Raw genomic sequence first — 16,835 nt, forward strand, 5'->3', positions numbered from 1 at the left:
AATCAAATTAAAAAGAGGGAACAATGAAAAACTATATTATTTGGTTGAAACATGAACTCAAATCCATCAATACAGCTGGCAGCGTAATGCTGGCTTTTATCATAGGCGTACAGCTTGCTTTTTTCCTTACGGCACCCATCACTTTGTTGTCGGTGATTACACTTTTTGCGACTCTTGTAGGCTCGGCTTGTACGGTCTATATGATGATTGGGAGACCAATTAATGGTTTACTTGGATTAATTAGCGCTTTTGGCTTTATTTATATTAATTGGACTGCAGGACATTATGCTTCTGTTTTAGATCAGATCGTCTTTATCGCCTTTATTGATATCCCTTTAATCCTGACTTGGAAAACTTGGGGGCATCGTATTGAAAACGGTGTGAAGTTTATGACGTTCAAAGGTTGGCTGATTGCAATAGCTTTAATGTTAATAGCTTGGTGGCCAATGATGCAAGTTTATGCACACTTGGGAGATACGAATCCATTATGGGATTCGATTACACTGATTATTGGTGCAACAGCTTCCTTACTCGTTTTTAAAGGATATGGTGACAGTTATTCTTTATGGTTGCTTTCCAATATCGTAACCATTGTATTATGGGCGACAGCATTTGCCCAAGGCTACTCTGCCAGTGCCTTGCCAATGCTTCTCACCATCATCTTCTATTTGGCTACAGCGCTATATGGGAAATATTTTTCAGTATGGAAAAGAGCAAACAAAAAAGCCTAGTCTAAAGCTAGGTTTTTTATTTTCCTATAGAAAAGCTGGATAGCTCAATGCCCACTGGTAATCTTTATCCCGATGAGTCCAACAACAAGCATAAGAACAAAGACCCAAGTCAGTGAAGGGACCTTGTCCTTAAAAATAAGGGCCCCGACTAAGATAGCCCCAACAGCTCCAATTCCTGTCCAGATAGGGTAAGCAATTCCTAAAGGAAGTTTCTTCATAGCTAAGGTCAAAAATCCAAAACTCACAAGCATTCCGACAATTGTTAAAATATCATACTTGAGTATGGAAAAACCTTGACTTAATTTCATTGTTGAAGCCCAAACAACTTCAAAGATTCCTGCAAGAAATAAAAAGATCCACGACATATTACACCTCTTTCGAAAAGATAATTGAGCTAGCTTTTAAGGACCAGAAAAGGGCTCGCAAGGGATAAACAAAAAGAGTCATGTCAACTAACCACAAGGCCTAAGGTTAGTTGGCATGACTCTGATAAGTAGCACTCCGGCGAGTGATACTTTAGTCCTTCTTTATTATATTATCATTATTTCACATTTACAACCTGAGGTCAAGTTCTAGGCTTGTGAGGTATCAAATGACCAATAAAAAGAAAAGTTCGATGAGAAATTTAATTCAAATAATAAAACTGATATAATAAAAACAGATAAATTTAAACAAAAAAGGAGTCCATGGTAAATTTACTACGGACTCCGGGTTGATTTATACTTTTATTCTATCACTAAATCATGGGTTTAGCTGACAATTTGATTATTATTTTGAAAAGCTTAAGGAATGGAGAATACAAATGAATCTTTTTATGACCTTTATGGTCTATTCGGTTATTGGCTGGCTTTGGGAGACAGTCTATTGCTTAGTTAAATATAAACGCTTTGTTTTCTGCGGTGTACTCTTGGGTCCGTATTGCCCGGTGTATGGATGCAGTATCGCTGCGGTTCTTCTTTTAACAAAAGGCATTCAAAATTCTAACCATCTTTTTTTGCTCTACTTATTTATCGTATTAATTGTTACGTTTATTGAATATGTTGGCAGCTGGATATTGGAAAAGTTGTTTAACATGAAGCTGTGGGATTATTCTAATCTTCCCTTGAATGTTCAAGGAAGGGTGGCGCTTCCTATTTCTTTATTTTGGGGTGTGGGTGGATTGGTATTGATCAAGCTTATTGATCCAGCGATCCAAGATTTTTTGAGGGAATTACGAGCAGTAACAGGCAATAAACTTGTCTTTATTCTAGTGCTGCTTTTTACAGCAGATTTACTTTCTACATTTAGTTTTACGCTGTCAGCTAAGAAAGATTTCATGCCACTGGTAGATTCTTCGGACAATCAAAAACCTAACTTGAAAGAGTTAAGATTCAAACATATTTTTGTTGCTGATAAACCCTCAACGAATGGTCAAAAAATATTGGAATGGCTGGGCAGTAAGCCGGCCAAATTTAAGTATTATAACTTAAAAAGAATCATCAAAAATCATCCTAATATCAAAATTATCAAAAAATAAGAGCAAGATTTTGCTATGTTAGCTGAAAACGAACGTTCCATAAAAAATTTTTCCAATCAGGAAACACCTATTGGCACATATTTATGGAGTCTGATATAATAAATAGTATGAAAATAATTGATGGAAAAGCCCTTGCTGAAAAGATGCAAGAAGAACTCAAAAATAGAGTGATCAAACTGAAAGAACAAGGCATTCAGCCAGGACTCGCTGTCATTTTGATAGGAGAAAATCCAGCCAGTCAAGTTTATGTTCGAAATAAAGAGCGTGTAGCTGCAAAGCTTGGATTTAAGTCAGAAGTGATTCGGCTTCCTGAAACAACATCTGAAGCGGACTTGTTAGCGCTTATTGAAAGCTTTAATAAGGACCAATTGTGGCACGGCATTCTTGTGCAGTTGCCACTTCCTTCACATATATCAGAAGAAAAAGTCTTACTTGCAATTTCTCCTGAAAAAGATGTAGATGGCTTTCATCCAATAAATATGGGTAAATTGTGGAGCGGCGCGCCATTAATGATTCCTTCAACCCCAGCAGGAATCATGGAAATGTTCCGTGCCTATGACGTTGAACTTGCAGGGAAAAAGGCTGTTGTCGTAGGGCGCTCTAATATTGTGGGAAAACCAATGGCTCAACTGATGATGATGGCGAATGCAACTGTCACCATTGCGCATTCCCGTACAGAAAATCTTTCTGAGCTTACACGTTCTGCCGATATTTTAGTCGTAGCCATTGGCCAAGACCGTTTTATCAAAGCAGAAGATGTAAAAGAAGGGGCAACAGTTATTGATGTTGGTATGAACCGTGATGAGAATGGCAAACTTCATGGGGACGTGGACTTTGATCAAGTGAAAGAAATTGCCGGACTCATTACGCCCGTTCCTGGAGGCGTGGGTCCGATGACAATCACTATGTTGATGGAACAAACTGTACGCGCAGCAGAAGCCTCTGTGAAATAAAAAAGAAAATTTCGTCCACACCTATTTATAAAGGAGCTAGTGTAGATAAAAAGTGGATTTAGAAAGATTAAAGGCATGACAGAGTATTTAACCGTATCAACTTTAACAAAATACTTAAAAGCAAAGTTTGACCGCGATCCATATTTGGAACGCGTTTATTTGACAGGAGAAATTTCCAACTTTCGCCAACGTCCCAGTCACCAATATTTTGCCATTAAAGATGAGAAGTCTGTCATACAAGCAACAATGTGGGCAGGCCAATTTAAAAAGCTTGATTTCAAACTTGAAGATGGAATGAAAGTGCTTGTAACAGGACGTATCAGTCTGTATGCACCTTCAGGTTCTTATTCTATTAATATTGAAAATATTGTGCCTGATGGCATTGGCGCTTTGGCAGTTAAGTTTGAACAACTGAAGAAAAAGCTAACAGCAGAAGGATTGTTTAATCCACAATGGAAGCAAGAGTTACCACTTTTTTCAAAAAAAATTGCAGTAATTACAAGTCCATCTGGAGCTGTTATTCGAGACATTATTACTACCGTAAATCGTCGCTTTCCGATGAGTCAGATATTACTTTATCCGACAAAAGTTCAAGGTGCTGGCGCTGCGGAAGAAATCGCCGCAAATATTGAAGCAGTGAATAGTCGTTCTGACATTGATATTTTAATTGTTGGACGTGGCGGGGGATCTATTGAAGATCTTTGGTCCTTTAACGAAGAAATTGTTGTCCGTGCTATTTTTGAATCACGTGTCCCTGTTATCTCTTCGGTTGGTCATGAGACCGACACAACCTTAGCGGATTTTGTTGCAGATCGCAGAGCAGCTACACCAACAGCTGCCGCCGAACTTGCAACTCCTAATACAAAACTGGATTTGCTAGCTTGGACAAATGACCAAGAACTTCGAATGAGAAATCGTGTCACGCACCTCATCAAAGTCCAAAGGGATCGGGTGGAGAAGTTATCTCATTCGGTTGTTTTTCGTCAGCCGGAACGTCTCTACGATGGACATATTCAGAAAATAGATCATCTCACCAGGCGCTTACAAAATCTGACTGAAAATAAGTTGAATCGTGAGAAACATCGCTATGAAATGGCTTCTGGAAAACTCATGCCTGCTTTTGCTAAAATTTATGAGCAAAAGAAAAATCAAGTCGATAGCTTGGTACAAGCCCTTCTGTTGATGGATATTAGTAAAATTAAGGCGCGTGGTTTTTCAGTAGTCACTGCGAATGACGGCAAAATTATAAAGAGTATCAACGATGTTCAAGCTGAGGATATAGTGAATATCGATTTGAGTGATGGCACAGTTCGTGCAGAAATAAAATAAAGGATACATATGGCAACAAAAAAAGAAGCAAAATTTGAAGAAAATTTAGCAGAACTCGAAACAATCGTAAAAAAACTAGAAAGCGGAGATGTGGCTTTAGAAGATGCAATCTCTGAATTTCAAAAAGGAATGCTCCTTTCTGAAAAACTCAAAACAACATTAAATGAAGCCGAGAAAACACTTGTAAAAATCGTCGGAAAAGACGGATCCGAAAGTGAATTTTTAGGAGAATAAAAAGAAGTAAAAAAGATTGCCTAAGCAATCTTTTTTTGATTCTTTTTTGAAAGGCTAACTCAAATTTTTTAGATATTTATTGAGATAAATGTCTAAAATCAAATCTAGGAGAGCCATTTGAAAAACGCGACTGGTTATATCGTAATTGTGAAAGTGATTTTCAGGCATTTGAGATGTTAGACTCATATGCATTGAGTGATTTAAAGTGTTATGTTGGGAATTTGTAATGGATAAAAGTACCGCTCCTGTTTGCCCTACTTTTTGTGCACAATTGAGTAAACTTTTTGTTTCTCCAGATTCTGATATAAAAATAATAAGGTCACCGCGACGAGCCAAATTAGGAAGAAGATCTAACATATGACTTTCTGAAACATAAGTAGAGGCACGGTCAAGTTGATAAAGGCGTTTTGAAATATATTCCGCAATAGGTTTTGTTAACCCTAATCCAATAATAAAAATATTATTGGATAGATTTATTTTTTCCGCAAAATATTCCAATTTATCCCTATTAATATTAGGAAGGATCTCATTGAAGAAGAAACGGTAACTCTCAAAGAGTGAGGAATGCGAAAGGTATTTGGTTTGTTCTATGATTCTTTTTACTTCTGATTTAAAATCTGAAAATCCAGAAAATCCTAGTTTTTGACACAGTCTAATCAAAGTAGAATTCGACGAGCAAAGTTTTCGGGCCAATGAAGTCAAATTCATAGATAAAATAAGTTCGGGTTGATTATCCATAAGAGTAAAGGCAGAAAGCTCACTTGCTGTTAAGCTTTTCAATTGATGTTGATAATTATTTAGTAAAATTCCCATTGTCATTACCTCATTTATCATTCTATCATATCTGGATAATTATCCAAAATTTGGATAGGGAAACGCTATCATTTGTGGGATAATATGTTTAACAAAAAAAAGGAGTGATTGATATGGACCTATCACATGCTACATCAGAAAATTTAATTTTTTTGGATTGTTCTTTCACAACCAAAGAAGAAATTTTTGATTTCGTTGCTAAACAATTTGAAAAAGAGAATAAAGTCTCGTCTGCTCAAGAATTCAAAAAAGCACTTTTTGAGCGTGAAAGTATCGGTATTACTGGATTTGAAAATGGCTTGGCTATTCCACATGGAAAAAGTTCAACAGTGAAGGAAGCAAGCTTTGCAGTCGTTCGTTTGCAAAAAAGTCTGGATACAAGTGAGTATGCTTCATTGGATCCCCAGAGTAAGGTAGATACACTGTTTATTTTAGCTATTCCTGAAGATCAGGCAGGAACGACCCATTTAACGTTACTAGCAGACTTAGCTGGACGTTTGGGCGATATAAACTATTTAAATCAAGTAAAATCTGCTCATAATGCAAAAGAAATGATAAAAGTTCTGAAGCAAAAAGAACAAACACAAGTTGAAGGCCATGAAAATAAAGGATTAATTTTAGGTATTACGGCTTGTGCAGCAGGTATAGCCCATACTTATATGGCAGCTGAAGCAATCATGAAAAAAGCGCACGAGTTAGGTTATACAGCTAAGGTAGAAAAACAAGGCGCAAATGGAACTGAGGATCGAATTTCGAGAGTGTCAAATATTTTGTGTAAATTTGGTAAGTGATTTTTGAGTTAACAAAACATGGATTCCAAAGTATCAGATATTTGAGCAAAACCTTTATGTGTTCTCTCTTCAAATCTGCTGTTATATTTCATGAATTGTGTGACTAAGAAACGTTCAAGAGCAGCTTCATTTGGAAACTGAATGTGTTTCTTGGCCAGACGTTTGAGTTCTTTGTTATAACTTTCAAGCAAATTTGTAGAATAAATAGAGCTACGAATCGCTTTAGGGAACTCCAAAAAGGTCAATAAGTCATTTTTTTCCATCACATTTGACAGCTTTGGATAGAGTTTTGCCCAATTATCCAGCAAATCCTGAATGGCTTGTTTGGCATCGTTCACCTCTTGGGCTTTACGAATTTTATTGAAATCCTCCATAATGGCTACTCTGTGCTTTACTCGAACAGATTGAAAGATATTTCGTGCCAAGTGAACCAGACAATGTTGGTGCTTAGCCTTTGGAAAATTCTGCTTTATTGCATTTGACAGCCCTTTGAATCCGTCCGTTAGAAACATAAGAACATCGCAACATCCTTGTGCTTTCAACTGGTCAAGTAATTCTTGATAAATTTCCAAGCTTTCTGTAGGTGAGATTTTATAGGCCAGAATTTCTTTTTTTCCTGTATGGGTAATGCCTAAGGCGATGTGTATGGGCTCTTTAGACACACTATCACGCCTCAAAGGTAAGTAGGTTGCATCCAGATATATGAAAGCATATTGCGTTGAAATTTGACGTTGATGAAAGGCTTTGACCTGTTCATCGACAATTTCTGTCAAATTTGATATGGTCGCAGGGGAATAATAGCTGCCATACATTTTTTCAATTAAGTCTGCAATTTCACGTGTTGTGATGCCTTTGGAATAAAGCTGGATGACGGCTTCTTCCAAATGGTCAGAACGTCTCTTGTAGTCAGGAATCAGGTGTTGATGGAAAATACCTAAACGGTCACGTGGGATGGTTAAATTGAGTTTGCCATAGCGAGTGTCAAAACTTCTAGAATATGCACCGTTACGAGCATTCGGACCTTCAAAACGTTCATAGGGTTCATAGCCAAGAACACTTGAAAGTTCTGCTTGAAGCAGGTGATTCATGGCAAATTCAAGTTGCTCACGAAAGAAGTCATTCAAATCACGTTGTTCAAGTAGTGCTTTGGTCAAATCTGTGTTAAAATCAGTCATGGGAAATTTCTCTTTTCTAATGGTTGGGATATGCACTTACCATTGTAGAGAAATTTTCCCTTTTTTATTTACACAAACTATTGTACACTCTCCGAATTTCACCTCAAGAAGTAAATTCAGCCCTTGGAATAATTTTTGCACACGATGTTGCCTTGAAAGATGTTGATAGATTTTCTAATTTACCTAAGGTAGATGTAAAAGTAGCGGATCCTATTAAAGATTCTGAAAAAATTATAAAAGAATTACTTGAAAAAGCTCAAAATTATACACCTTCCAAAGAAAATATTAGCGAGATTGAAGAACCAGAAAAAGAGAATTTCTTGAAAACCTTGTCTACGTCTGTTATGACTGGTATTTCCTATATGATTCCCTTACTGGTAGCTGCCGGTTTAATGATTGGTATTGCAACATTGTTATGGTCGTATGCCCTTCATCTTCCGGTAGCAGAAATTGCAGACCCCAAATATAATACTGCAACTGGCATGGTTTTATACACGCATTATCTCAATGTTTTTGGGTCAATGCTTTTGAAATTTATTTACCCTATTTTTGGGATGTTTGCAGCTTATTCTATTGCAGATCGGACAGGCTTAATCGCCGGCTTTGCTGGAGGATTGTTTGCGGGTGGTTTACATTATACTTTCTTCGGAATTACAGATGGCGTTATTCCTTCTGGATTTCTTGGGGCACTCGTTTTAGGGGTTCTTGCAGGTATAATTGTGAAATGGCTGAATGAAAAAATAAAAGTATCAAAGAATCTTCAAGCAATAAAACCAATGTTCCTTGTTCCTGGTATTTCAGTTTTATTAATTTTTATTTTGAACTATCTTCTAGTACAGCCAGTATTTGGCGGAATTAACCAACTGATGACACATTGGATTACTTCAATGTCTGGTTCAGGATCCCTTGTTTTATCTGCTATTATTGCAGCTGCTACTGCTTTTGACCTTGGAGGACCAATTAACAAAGCAGCAGGAGCAATTGCAATAGGCTTAGCTGCCGATCAAACTTTCCCTTTGACTGCTCGTGTGTTAGCGATAGTTATTCCACCGATTGGTCTGGGACTCTCAACAATTATTGACCGTTTTGTGGTTAAACGTCGCGTTTATCCAGAAGATCTCAGAGTAGCAGGGGGAACCTCTTTTATACTTGGATTCATTGCTATTTCTGAAGGCGGCATTCCTTTCATGTTAAGGAATCCCTTAATTACTATTCCTATCAATGTACTGGGTGCTGTAATTGGAGCATGTACGGCTGTTGCATTAGGAGCGGTTCAATGGTTACCTCTTCCTGCCGTCTGGGGATGGCCTTTAGTTGAGCATTTGCCAGCATATCTATTAGGGTTATTAGTTGGGGTAATTTTTGTAGCATTCACTAATATTTTTACACGTTATTTCTTTATTAAACGCCGTGAAGCACGTGGAGAATCCGTAGAATATTAAAAATGAGATTATGCTTTTAGTAATAACTAAAGGCTATTTCTCTTAGAAAAGAAGGAAAAATGGTTAAAAGAGTTTACATTGTTCCACATACACATTGGGACAGAGAATGGTATTTTTCATTGGAAGATTCCAATATAATGTTAGAACAGGATATGACACGATTGATTGACGTTTTGGAAAATAATCCAGATTTTCCATCATTTGTATATGATGGCCAAATGTCTATTATTGATGAATATTTAAAAATATGTCCACAAAATAAGGACCGTCTAGCTAAGCTTATCGAAAATAAAAGAATTTTTATTGGGCCGTGGTATACACAAACAGACACATTATTGGTCCAAACGGAATCTATTATCAGAAATCTCCTTTTAGGTTCAAAAGGAGCAAAAGAAATGGGGCATTCCATGAATATAGGCTATTTGCCAGATATTTTTGGTCAGAATGCGTACCTCCCTTCACTTTTTAAAGATTTTAATATAGATTATTCCATTCTACAACGCGGGCTGTATAATGAACAATTAAAAGACGGGTTAAATTTTACATGGAAATCTCCTGATGGGAGAGATATCCCCAGTAATAATATTTATTTTGGATATGGTCCAGGAAAATTTTTATCAAGTGATCCTAACTATGTTGAAAAGTCTCTACTTCCAATACTTGAAAAACTAGCGTCTTTTAATGAGGAGGAAGAAGCAATTCTTTTACCCGCAGGTGGTGACCAAGTTTTAGTTCGGGAGTACTTTCCACAGGTTGTTAGAGAGCTTAATGAAATGGATCTTGGTTATGAATTTATTTTGTCTGATTATGAAACATTTATGAAAGCTACCGACCACCAAATGAACACGAAGGTTTCTGGAGAGCTCCTTGCGAGTCAGAAATCGAGAATTCATAATACTATCCGTTCACAACGTATCGATATAAAACTCCTCAATTCAAAAGTAGAGGAAAAACTTTACCAACAGTTAGAACCATTAGCTGTTATGGCAAATCAACTTGGTGCAAAGTATCCAGATATGTGGATTGAAAAATGTCTGAAGCTACTTTTTGATGTGCATGCACATGATTCTATTGGCGGATGCAATAGTGATGAAACCAATCATTCCATAAAAGAACGTTTATACAAAATTGAACGGATTCTTGATGGGCAAATCAATATTTTAAAGAAACAAATTGCGCGTGGTATTCAGAACAACGACGAAAATTTGGCTGTTGCCTTTAACTTATTACCTAAAAAAATGTGTAAAATGGTGCGTTTTGTCCTCTTCACGAAGAATGCTCAAGTCCAACTTGAAGGGGTAGAAGATCAGGTTATTCTCCAACAAGACTATATTTCTGGTGGTAAAAAAGTTAAAGTGACTGCCCAAGGTGAAATTGAAGTTGAAGTTCCAGGATATTATCGAACAGAATTATTGGCGAAGATTTCCTTTGATGGTTTTGGATACAAGACATTTAATGTCGTTGAAAAAGAGGCAGAAATGTTACTTGAAGAGAAGACTGCAAATATAAAAAATGACTTTTATAAAATCAGCGTGGAAAATGATCAACTTGTAATTTCAGGCGACCAATTTGTAATAGAAGATTTTCTTCAATTTGAGACACAAGTGGACGCAGGTGACTCTTATGACTTTTCTCCTCAACCTGAAGATGAACCTCAAATTTTTAAGCAGGTCAAGCTCATATCTGTTAAGAAGAGTAAGTTACAGCAAGAAATGAAAATTAAACATTTCATTACAGTTAAAGATCTCAAGGGGAACCAAAGTGAACAGCAAGTAACTACAACACTCATTTTAGAAAAAGAGGCAAGACAGGTTTCTGTTTCACACCAGCTGAGTAATCAAATGAAAGATCATCGGTTACGTGTACTGTTTAAAGCTGACACCTCTTCGGGCAAAAATTTCGCCGATCAAGGGTATTCTATTTTACAACGCGTAAATAACAATGCCTATCTTGAAAAATGGAAAGAGAATAATTTTGCCGAAGCACCCGTGGCTATTTATCCACTTGAAAATTTTGCTGGGATTGATAACAATATTGTAGTTTATACAAAAGGTTTGAAAGAGTATCAGGTTTTGAAAAATCATTTCGCCCTGACTTTATATCGGTCTGTAGGCGTTTTAGGACGAGATGACTTAGCATGGAGACCTGGAAGAGCTTCAGGAATAAACAATAAGATAGTGCAAACACCCGATGCACAAATGCAAGGAGAGATGGATTTTTCATACAGCGTCGTCTTCAGCTCTCAAAAGTTTGAAGTTAATGAATTGTATGACGAGTTGGAAAAATTTCAAAGCAATCAATTGACTTACCATCACCAAGAACTGAATACGTTTGAGGAGCGTTTAGAACGTTTTGAGTTACCTCAACCTCTTTCCATGACAGAGCTGAACAAGCAAAAAATATTTTTTGATTTTGAATACGTAAGAGTCGCAGCTATTAAGAAAGCTGAAAATCAAGACAATGTGATTGTTCGTTTGTTTAATCCGACGGAAAGCAAGATTCCACTTATGGATGAAGGCATTCCCCTTAATTTATTAGAAGAAGATAAAACGCAAAAATATATAGGAGCAAAATCATTTGCGACACTCCGATTATTAGGTGAAAAATAATGAATGTAAAAATAAAAGAAAAACTGATTCTTCTTTATGGAGAAAGAGCAGAAGAAGCAGAGAAAGAATTGGAAAAAGTTCTTAATAAGTTTGCTCAACGAGATTTTCCTCAAAAAGAAAAAATTAATGAAAAAAATGCTTATCTTATAGCCTATGGAGATAGTATTTTGAGAGAAGGGCAAACTCCTTTAGCAACATTGAATGAAGTTTTAAGTGAGACAATTGCGGGAGCGATAACAGATGTCCACTTACTCCCCATGTTTCCTTTTACTTCTGATGACGGTTTTTCAGTAACAGATTATTATAAGATTAATCCACAGTATGGAACTTGGGAAGACATTGAACATCTTTCAAAAAATTATCGGTTAATGTTTGATTTTGTCGCTAATCACATGTCAAAAGACAGTGAGTGGTTTCAAAGTTTTTTACAAGAAGAAGAAGATTTTAAAGAGGCTTTCGTAATATTCGATGAAGAATTTGATGCCAGTAATACGGTGAGACCAAGAACGAGTCCTCTCTTTCATAACTATAAAGGGAAGAAGGTATGGACAACTTTTTCTGAAGATCAAGTAGACGTTAATATCAAGGATCCCAAGATGTTTGCCCGCTTAACAGAAGTTTTATTAACATATGCTTCAAAAGGAGCCGCCTCAATCCGTTTGGATGCAATTGGCTTTTTGTGGAAGGAATCTGGCAGTCGTTCGATACATCTTTGGCAAACGCATGAAGTTATTAAAATTTGGCGAAAACTGCTAGAAGAACTGTCTCCCAACACACAAATTATTACTGAAACGAATGTTCCTCATGAATAAAATATATCTTATTTCGGTAAGAATGATGAGGCAAACCAAGTCTACCAATTCCCGCTTCCTCCCTTAGTATTACATTCTTTTACTGTTGGGGATGCTCAAAAATTAAGTGCATGGGCAAAAGGAATTGAAGGACGAGGCGACACGGAAACTTTCTTTAACTTTCTAGCGAGCCATGATGGTATTGGTATGCGACCAACAGAAGGGATTTTAAGTAATGTTGAAAGAAACAACCTGGTAGAGAAGGTTATTGAAAATGGTGGGGAAATTTCTTATAAAGAAAATACCGATGGAAGCCGTTCTGTCTATGAATTGAATATAAATTATTCTGAAGCTTTAAGAAATAAGGGGGAGACGGATGAGATAGCCGTAGAAAAAATGAAAGCTGCTCACTCCATCTTATTTTCTGTTATTGGTGTACCAGCTATTTATTACCACTCTTTATTTGGGTCAAGAAATGACTATAAAGGCGTTTTAGATTCGGGGATTAATCGAAGAATTAATCGCGAAAAACTTTCAGCAGAACGATTGTTTGATGAGCTTAAATCTGATCCTTATCGTAATGGAATATACACGGGACTGAAAAAAATGCTAGAAAAAAGAGCTCAATACAAAGCTTTTTCTCCCTACGGAAAGCAAGAAATATTGGATATTGATAAAAGAGTGTTTGCAGTGAAAAGAACTCACCTTAATCAAGAAATTATTTCAATTACCAATGTGTCCAATCAGAAAGTCACACTGTCTGATTTAGAAGGGATGGATATTATAAAAGAAAAAACAATCCCTAAACAAATGGAGTTAGAACCTTACGCCTACATTTGGTGCTATAATAACACTAACAAGTAAAAGTGAGGAATAAATATGAAAGTTGTAGTAGCGATAGATTCTTTTAAGGGATCAGCCACGAGTGCGGAGCTGAACCAAGCAGTAAAAACTGCAGTTTTATCTGTATTTCCCAAATTTAATGTTGAAACTTTTGAAATTGCTGATGGGGGGGAGGGCAGTGTTTCTGCCTTGCACTCTGGTTTAGGTGGAAATTTTATTGAAGTTGAAACGGTGGACCTAATGAAACGTCCGATGCAAGCCTCTTATTTATTTCTTGATCATCGTCTAGCTGTTATTGAGGCAGCTGAGGTGGTCGGTATTGATAAGATTAAACCAGACGAAAAAACAATCCAAGAAGCAACGACTTTTGGACTCGGTGCCCTGTTTTTAGATGCTAAAAAAAGAGGGGCCACTGAGATTGTTTTAAGTCTTGGAGGAAGCGGTACCTCTGATGGAGGGCTTGGGCTTCTGGAAGCTTTAGAAGGTCAAGATTTTTCGACCATAAAAATCACAGGATTAGCAGATGTTACCAACGTTTATGCTGGCGCCGAGGGATATGCCAAAGTTTTTGGGAAGCAAAAAGGAGGGACAGCAGAAATTCTGGAACGCCAAGATAGAGCTGCACAAGCATTTGTCCAAAAAATAAAAAAAGAGCGAAAGATTGATTTACAAGAGATACCTGGGACAGGAGCAGCTGGTGGCTTAGGTGGCGCCCTTGTTTTGTTGGGAGGGACGCTGGAGCCAGGATTTGGTAAAATAGCAGAGCTTTTAAAAATTGAGGAAGCAATTAAAACTGCTGATTTAATTATCACAGGCGAAGGGCAGATGGATTTTCAAACAGCTAAGGGTAAAGTGCCGTTTGGAATGGCAAAGCTGGGAGCAAAATATAATGTCCCTACAATCGCTTTCTGTGGCAGCTTGTCGGAGGATTTAGGAGAGATGAGTAAAATCTTGTTGGCAAGTTATAGCATTCAGAGAACATTGCTTCCTTTAGAGAAAGCAATGTGCAAAGAAGTGACCCTAAAAAATATTCAGTTTTTAACAGAAAATGTTCTCAAAACATGGTGTCATGGGCATAGAAGTTGAAAATAAGACGTGAAGAGCAGTAACTTTGCGATGTTTTCAATAAACCAATAGTCAGTACGAATTACTGACGATCATGTCAGGGGGTGTGCTATAATAAAACCATAAAAAAGGAGAAGTTATGGATTTAAATAACCTTGTGGATAAAGCCAAAGATTTGGCTTCAAACGTGCCAGGAGACATGAAACAAAAAGCAGAAGAAGTGATTGACGAGCAGGTAGAGAAGTATGCTCCAGAAAACATGAAAGAACAAGCCCAAGGACTTGTGGATGACTTGAAAGGCAAGCTTGGTCTATAGTCTTGAGGCAAACGAAAACGTTCCTTATTTTAAAGAACGTTTTTTTCGTATTGAGAAATTATTTAAGAGTGAAGGCCTCTATTTTCTATTGGACATTATTTCTGTGAAATGGGATAATATAACTAATGATGACTGATATGAATAGGCTCAACCAAGAGCTGATAAAATTTTATAAAAAAGCTGATATTCCTCAACATCTTGCGGATGCTGTGACTTACTCACTTGCTGCAGGCGGCAAAAGAATTCGTCCGCTTTTGTTCCTAAAGATGTTAGAATCACTTGGAGTTACACTTGAAACGGCGCATTATCAAGTGGCAGCGACTGTTGAGATGATTCATGCGGGCAGCTTGATTCATGATGATTTGCCCGCAATGGATAATGACGACTATCGCCGAGGCCAGCTCACCAACCATAAAAAGTTTGATGAAGCAACAGCGATATTGGCTGGAGATGCTCTCTTTTTAGACCCCTACTATCTTTTAGCTACCCTTTCTTTACCCGCTGCAACAGTTGTTTCCTTAGTAAAAGAACTTTCTTTTGCAAGTGGTTCTTTGGGTATGGTTGCTGGACAGATTTTAGATATGGAGGGAGAAGGTAAAAACTTATCTTTAGAGCAGGTAAAGGAAATCCATCATTTAAAAACGGGGAGAATGTTAACCTTTCCTTTTGTGGCTGCTGGAATTATCGCTGAACAGTCCGAAGAGGTAATCGCAAAGCTAAGAGAAATAGGTCAAAACTTAGGCTTAGCTTTCCAAATACGTGACGACATTATTGATGTCACCGGGACATTTGAAGAAATAGGAAAAACGCCTGGAAAAGACCAAGCGGAAGAAAAGTCGACTTATGTGGCCTTGCTCGGATTAAAAGGAGCCCAAGAAGCCTTAGAAGAATTATTAACGGCTGTGAAAAGTGATTTGGCACAAATAACTTCAAGTGCTGAAATTGTCGAAATTATAGAAAGTTTAGAAATAAAATGAAAGAAAGAGTAGATGTTTTAGCAGCAAATCAAGGATTATTTGAAACGCGAGAACAGGCAAAACGTGGAGTTATGGCTGGTTTAGTAGTGGATGCCAAGTCAGGAGAGCGTTTTGACAAACCTGGACAAAAGATAGAAGAAGCCACAGAACTGCGTCTCAAAGGGGAAAAACTGAAATATGTGAGTCGTGGAGGCCTTAAGTTAGAAAAAGCGCTTTTAGAGTTTGGTCTTTCTGTTGAAAATAAAACGTGTTTGGATATTGGAGCTTCAACAGGTGGATTTACAGATGTCATGCTACAAAATGGCGCCAAACGTGTCTATGCTCTCGACGTGGGCACCAATCAATTGGCATGGAAACTTCGTAAAGACGAGCGTGTGGTAGTGATGGAACAGTTTAACTTCCGCAAGGCTGTCCTAGATGATTTTACGCAAGGTCAACCTGAGTTTACGTCCATTGATGTGAGTTTTATCTCACTTGACTTGATTTTACCGCCTTTGTTTGATATTTTAGCTAAAGATGGCGATGTGGCTGCCTTGATCAAGCCTCAGTTTGAAGCCGGTCGTGAACAAGTGGGGAAAAATGGCATCATTAAAGATCCGAAGATCCACAAGCAAACGATTGATAAAGTGATTCAAAAAGCCTTGAGTACTGGATTCTCAGTCAAAAATCTAACCTTCTCACCCATTAAAGGTGGTGCAGGTAATGTTGAATTTCTAGTGCACTTAAAAAAAGAAGAGACTGCGACAGTAGCACCTCTTGTTAATATTGAAGCTGTACTCCAAACAGAAAAGGAAACGTTAGTATGAGAAGAGAAGAACGCCTTGATTTTATTTCAAGACTCATCACAACTAAAGAAGTACAAACACAGGATGAACTTGTACAAGAGCTTTTGGCTAACGATATTGATGTGACACAAGCCACAGTTTCCCGTGATATTAAGTCACTCGCACTGATTAAAATCCCTGGAAGTCGTGGAGGTTATCGTTACGCCTTACCACAACAGCATGATGAAGAACAAAAGGATCTGCTGCATAATGAGTTAGCCAATGAGGCTATCTTAGAATTGAAAATGCACGATAATATGATTTCAATCATCGCTAAACCAGGGACGACCAGTGTGATTAAAAAAAGCCTCATCAATCGTTACAATAAGAAGATTTTTTCTATTATGACGGACGATGACAGTATTTTGATTATTTGTGAAACAAGACGGCAAGCAAATACCGTTTATGACGAATTAAGTTTATAAA

The 16,835-nt window shown here is 37.4% G+C and carries 18 protein-coding genes; 15 read left to right on the forward strand and 3 right to left on the reverse strand.

Annotated elements, in window-relative coordinates; translation table 11 throughout:
- The first annotated feature begins 23 nt into the window (after positions 1-23).
- The gene (pnuC, locus tag PYW30_RS03090; RefSeq protein WP_004258666.1) at positions 24-731 is read left to right on the forward strand and encodes a nicotinamide riboside transporter PnuC; all 708 of its coding nucleotides are present in this window, start codon (positions 24-26) and stop codon (positions 729-731) included.
- A gap of 44 nt (positions 732-775) precedes the next feature.
- On the opposite strand, the gene PYW30_RS03095 is transcribed toward pnuC, so the two are convergent.
- Complete coding sequence (locus PYW30_RS03095) at positions 776-1,096, reverse strand: DMT family transporter (protein ID WP_004258663.1); 321 nt, start codon at positions 1,094-1,096, stop codon at positions 776-778.
- A gap of 437 nt (positions 1,097-1,533) precedes the next feature.
- On the opposite strand from PYW30_RS03095, the gene PYW30_RS03100 reads away from it, so the two are divergent.
- The 4 genes from PYW30_RS03100 to PYW30_RS03115 all read left to right on the forward strand — a co-directional run bounded on the left by PYW30_RS03100 (position 1,534) and on the right by PYW30_RS03115 (position 4,763).
- The gene (locus PYW30_RS03100; RefSeq protein WP_004258660.1) at positions 1,534-2,247 is read left to right on the forward strand and encodes a putative ABC transporter permease; all 714 of its coding nucleotides are present in this window, start codon (positions 1,534-1,536) and stop codon (positions 2,245-2,247) included.
- Positions 2,248-2,354: 107 nt separating this feature from the next.
- Positions 2,355-3,200, forward strand: coding sequence for a bifunctional methylenetetrahydrofolate dehydrogenase/methenyltetrahydrofolate cyclohydrolase (locus PYW30_RS03105; protein ID WP_004258657.1), 846 nt, complete (start codon positions 2,355-2,357; stop codon positions 3,198-3,200).
- Positions 3,201-3,275: 75 nt separating this feature from the next.
- Complete coding sequence (gene xseA / locus PYW30_RS03110) at positions 3,276-4,529, forward strand: exodeoxyribonuclease VII large subunit (RefSeq protein ID WP_042219600.1); 1,254 nt, start codon at positions 3,276-3,278, stop codon at positions 4,527-4,529.
- A gap of 9 nt (positions 4,530-4,538) precedes the next feature.
- Positions 4,539-4,763 carry an exodeoxyribonuclease VII small subunit gene (locus PYW30_RS03115; protein ID WP_014024456.1) on the forward strand — a complete coding sequence of 75 codons (225 nt, stop codon included), beginning with the start codon at positions 4,539-4,541 and terminating at the stop codon, positions 4,761-4,763.
- A 54-nt stretch (positions 4,764-4,817) separates the two neighbouring features.
- Here the strand turns inward: PYW30_RS03115 and PYW30_RS03120 are convergent, their stop codons facing one another.
- The gene (locus PYW30_RS03120) at positions 4,818-5,582 is read right to left on the reverse strand and encodes a MurR/RpiR family transcriptional regulator (RefSeq protein ID WP_232254506.1); all 765 of its coding nucleotides are present in this window, start codon (positions 5,580-5,582) and stop codon (positions 4,818-4,820) included.
- Positions 5,583-5,689: 107 nt separating this feature from the next.
- Here PYW30_RS03120 and PYW30_RS03125 point away from each other — a divergent pair, with 107 nt between their 5' ends.
- Complete coding sequence (locus PYW30_RS03125) at positions 5,690-6,367, forward strand: fructose PTS transporter subunit IIA (protein ID WP_232254505.1); 678 nt, start codon at positions 5,690-5,692, stop codon at positions 6,365-6,367.
- An 8-nt stretch (positions 6,368-6,375) separates the two neighbouring features.
- Here the strand turns inward: PYW30_RS03125 and PYW30_RS03130 are convergent, their stop codons facing one another.
- Entirely contained in the window at positions 6,376-7,542 is a 1,167-nt protein-coding gene (locus tag PYW30_RS03130) for an IS256 family transposase (RefSeq protein WP_042219424.1), read from the reverse strand.
- 80 nt (positions 7,543-7,622) lie between these two features.
- On the opposite strand from PYW30_RS03130, the gene PYW30_RS03135 reads away from it, so the two are divergent.
- The 9 genes from PYW30_RS03135 (at position 7,623) to PYW30_RS03175 (ending at position 16,834) form a co-directional block, all read left to right on the forward strand.
- The gene (locus tag PYW30_RS03135; RefSeq protein ID WP_232254504.1) at positions 7,623-8,984 is read left to right on the forward strand and encodes a PTS fructose transporter subunit IIC; all 1,362 of its coding nucleotides are present in this window, start codon (positions 7,623-7,625) and stop codon (positions 8,982-8,984) included.
- Positions 8,985-9,043: 59 nt separating this feature from the next.
- Positions 9,044-11,593 carry a glycoside hydrolase family 38 N-terminal domain-containing protein gene (locus PYW30_RS03140; protein ID WP_042219422.1) on the forward strand — a complete coding sequence of 850 codons (2,550 nt, stop codon included), beginning with the start codon at positions 9,044-9,046 and terminating at the stop codon, positions 11,591-11,593.
- A complete protein-coding gene (locus tag PYW30_RS03145; protein WP_232254503.1) occupies positions 11,593-12,405 on the forward strand; it encodes an alpha-amylase family glycosyl hydrolase in 813 nt (270 codons plus the stop codon). Before PYW30_RS03140 ends, PYW30_RS03145 begins: the two co-directional genes overlap by 1 nt.
- Positions 12,406-12,591: 186 nt before the next feature.
- Positions 12,592-13,248 carry an alpha-amylase family protein gene (locus PYW30_RS03150; protein ID WP_232254502.1) on the forward strand — a complete coding sequence of 219 codons (657 nt, stop codon included), beginning with the start codon at positions 12,592-12,594 and terminating at the stop codon, positions 13,246-13,248.
- Positions 13,249-13,263: 15 nt separating this feature from the next.
- Positions 13,264-14,313, forward strand: coding sequence for a glycerate kinase family protein (locus PYW30_RS03155; protein WP_004258636.1), 1,050 nt, complete (start codon positions 13,264-13,266; stop codon positions 14,311-14,313).
- Positions 14,314-14,431: 118 nt separating this feature from the next.
- The gene (locus tag PYW30_RS03160) at positions 14,432-14,608 is read left to right on the forward strand and encodes a hypothetical protein (protein WP_014024464.1); all 177 of its coding nucleotides are present in this window, start codon (positions 14,432-14,434) and stop codon (positions 14,606-14,608) included.
- Positions 14,609-14,733: 125 nt separating this feature from the next.
- On the forward strand, positions 14,734-15,585 hold the full coding sequence (locus PYW30_RS03165) for a polyprenyl synthetase family protein (protein WP_004258632.1): 852 nt from the start codon (positions 14,734-14,736) through the stop codon (positions 15,583-15,585).
- A complete protein-coding gene (locus PYW30_RS03170; RefSeq protein ID WP_004258629.1) occupies positions 15,582-16,391 on the forward strand; it encodes a TlyA family RNA methyltransferase in 810 nt (269 codons plus the stop codon). Before PYW30_RS03165 ends, PYW30_RS03170 begins: the two co-directional genes overlap by 4 nt.
- Positions 16,388-16,834: an arginine repressor gene (locus tag PYW30_RS03175; protein WP_004258625.1), complete on the forward strand. Its 447-nt coding sequence runs from the start codon at positions 16,388-16,390 to the stop codon at positions 16,832-16,834. Before PYW30_RS03170 ends, PYW30_RS03175 begins: the two co-directional genes overlap by 4 nt.
- Position 16,835: the final 1 nt, after the last annotated feature.

It is taken from the genome of Lactococcus garvieae subsp. garvieae, from assembly GCF_029024465.1.
Taxonomy (GTDB): Bacteria; Bacillota; Bacilli; order Lactobacillales; family Streptococcaceae; genus Lactococcus; species Lactococcus garvieae.

Bases quoted from the DNA above. Each gene is read 5' to 3' on its own strand.
- PYW30_RS03130 (WP_042219424.1), bottom strand. From the start codon at position 7,542: ATGACTGATTTTAACACAGATTTGACCAAAGCACTACTTGAACAACGT.
- PYW30_RS03175 (WP_004258625.1), top strand. From the start codon at position 16,388: ATGAGAAGAGAAGAACGCCTTGATTTTATTTCAAGACTCATCACAACT.
- PYW30_RS03155 (WP_004258636.1), top strand. From the start codon at position 13,264: ATGAAAGTTGTAGTAGCGATAGATTCTTTTAAGGGATCAGCCACGAGT.
- PYW30_RS03145 (WP_232254503.1), top strand. From the start codon at position 11,593: ATGAATGTAAAAATAAAAGAAAAACTGATTCTTCTTTATGGAGAAAGA.
- PYW30_RS03160 (WP_014024464.1), top strand. From the start codon at position 14,432: ATGGATTTAAATAACCTTGTGGATAAAGCCAAAGATTTGGCTTCAAAC.
- PYW30_RS03100 (WP_004258660.1), top strand. From the start codon at position 1,534: ATGAATCTTTTTATGACCTTTATGGTCTATTCGGTTATTGGCTGGCTT.
- PYW30_RS03125 (WP_232254505.1), top strand. From the start codon at position 5,690: ATGGACCTATCACATGCTACATCAGAAAATTTAATTTTTTTGGATTGT.
- PYW30_RS03095 (WP_004258663.1), bottom strand. From the start codon at position 1,096: ATGTCGTGGATCTTTTTATTTCTTGCAGGAATCTTTGAAGTTGTTTGG.
- PYW30_RS03165 (WP_004258632.1), top strand. From the start codon at position 14,734: ATGATGACTGATATGAATAGGCTCAACCAAGAGCTGATAAAATTTTAT.
- PYW30_RS03120 (WP_232254506.1), bottom strand. From the start codon at position 5,582: ATGACAATGGGAATTTTACTAAATAATTATCAACATCAATTGAAAAGC.
- PYW30_RS03105 (WP_004258657.1), top strand. From the start codon at position 2,355: ATGAAAATAATTGATGGAAAAGCCCTTGCTGAAAAGATGCAAGAAGAA.
- PYW30_RS03140 (WP_042219422.1), top strand. From the start codon at position 9,044: ATGGTTAAAAGAGTTTACATTGTTCCACATACACATTGGGACAGAGAA.
- pnuC (WP_004258666.1), top strand. From the start codon at position 24: ATGAAAAACTATATTATTTGGTTGAAACATGAACTCAAATCCATCAAT.
- xseA (WP_042219600.1), top strand. From the start codon at position 3,276: ATGACAGAGTATTTAACCGTATCAACTTTAACAAAATACTTAAAAGCA.
- PYW30_RS03115 (WP_014024456.1), top strand. From the start codon at position 4,539: ATGGCAACAAAAAAAGAAGCAAAATTTGAAGAAAATTTAGCAGAACTC.
- PYW30_RS03170 (WP_004258629.1), top strand. From the start codon at position 15,582: ATGAAAGAAAGAGTAGATGTTTTAGCAGCAAATCAAGGATTATTTGAA.
- PYW30_RS03150 (WP_232254502.1), top strand. From the start codon at position 12,592: ATGCGACCAACAGAAGGGATTTTAAGTAATGTTGAAAGAAACAACCTG.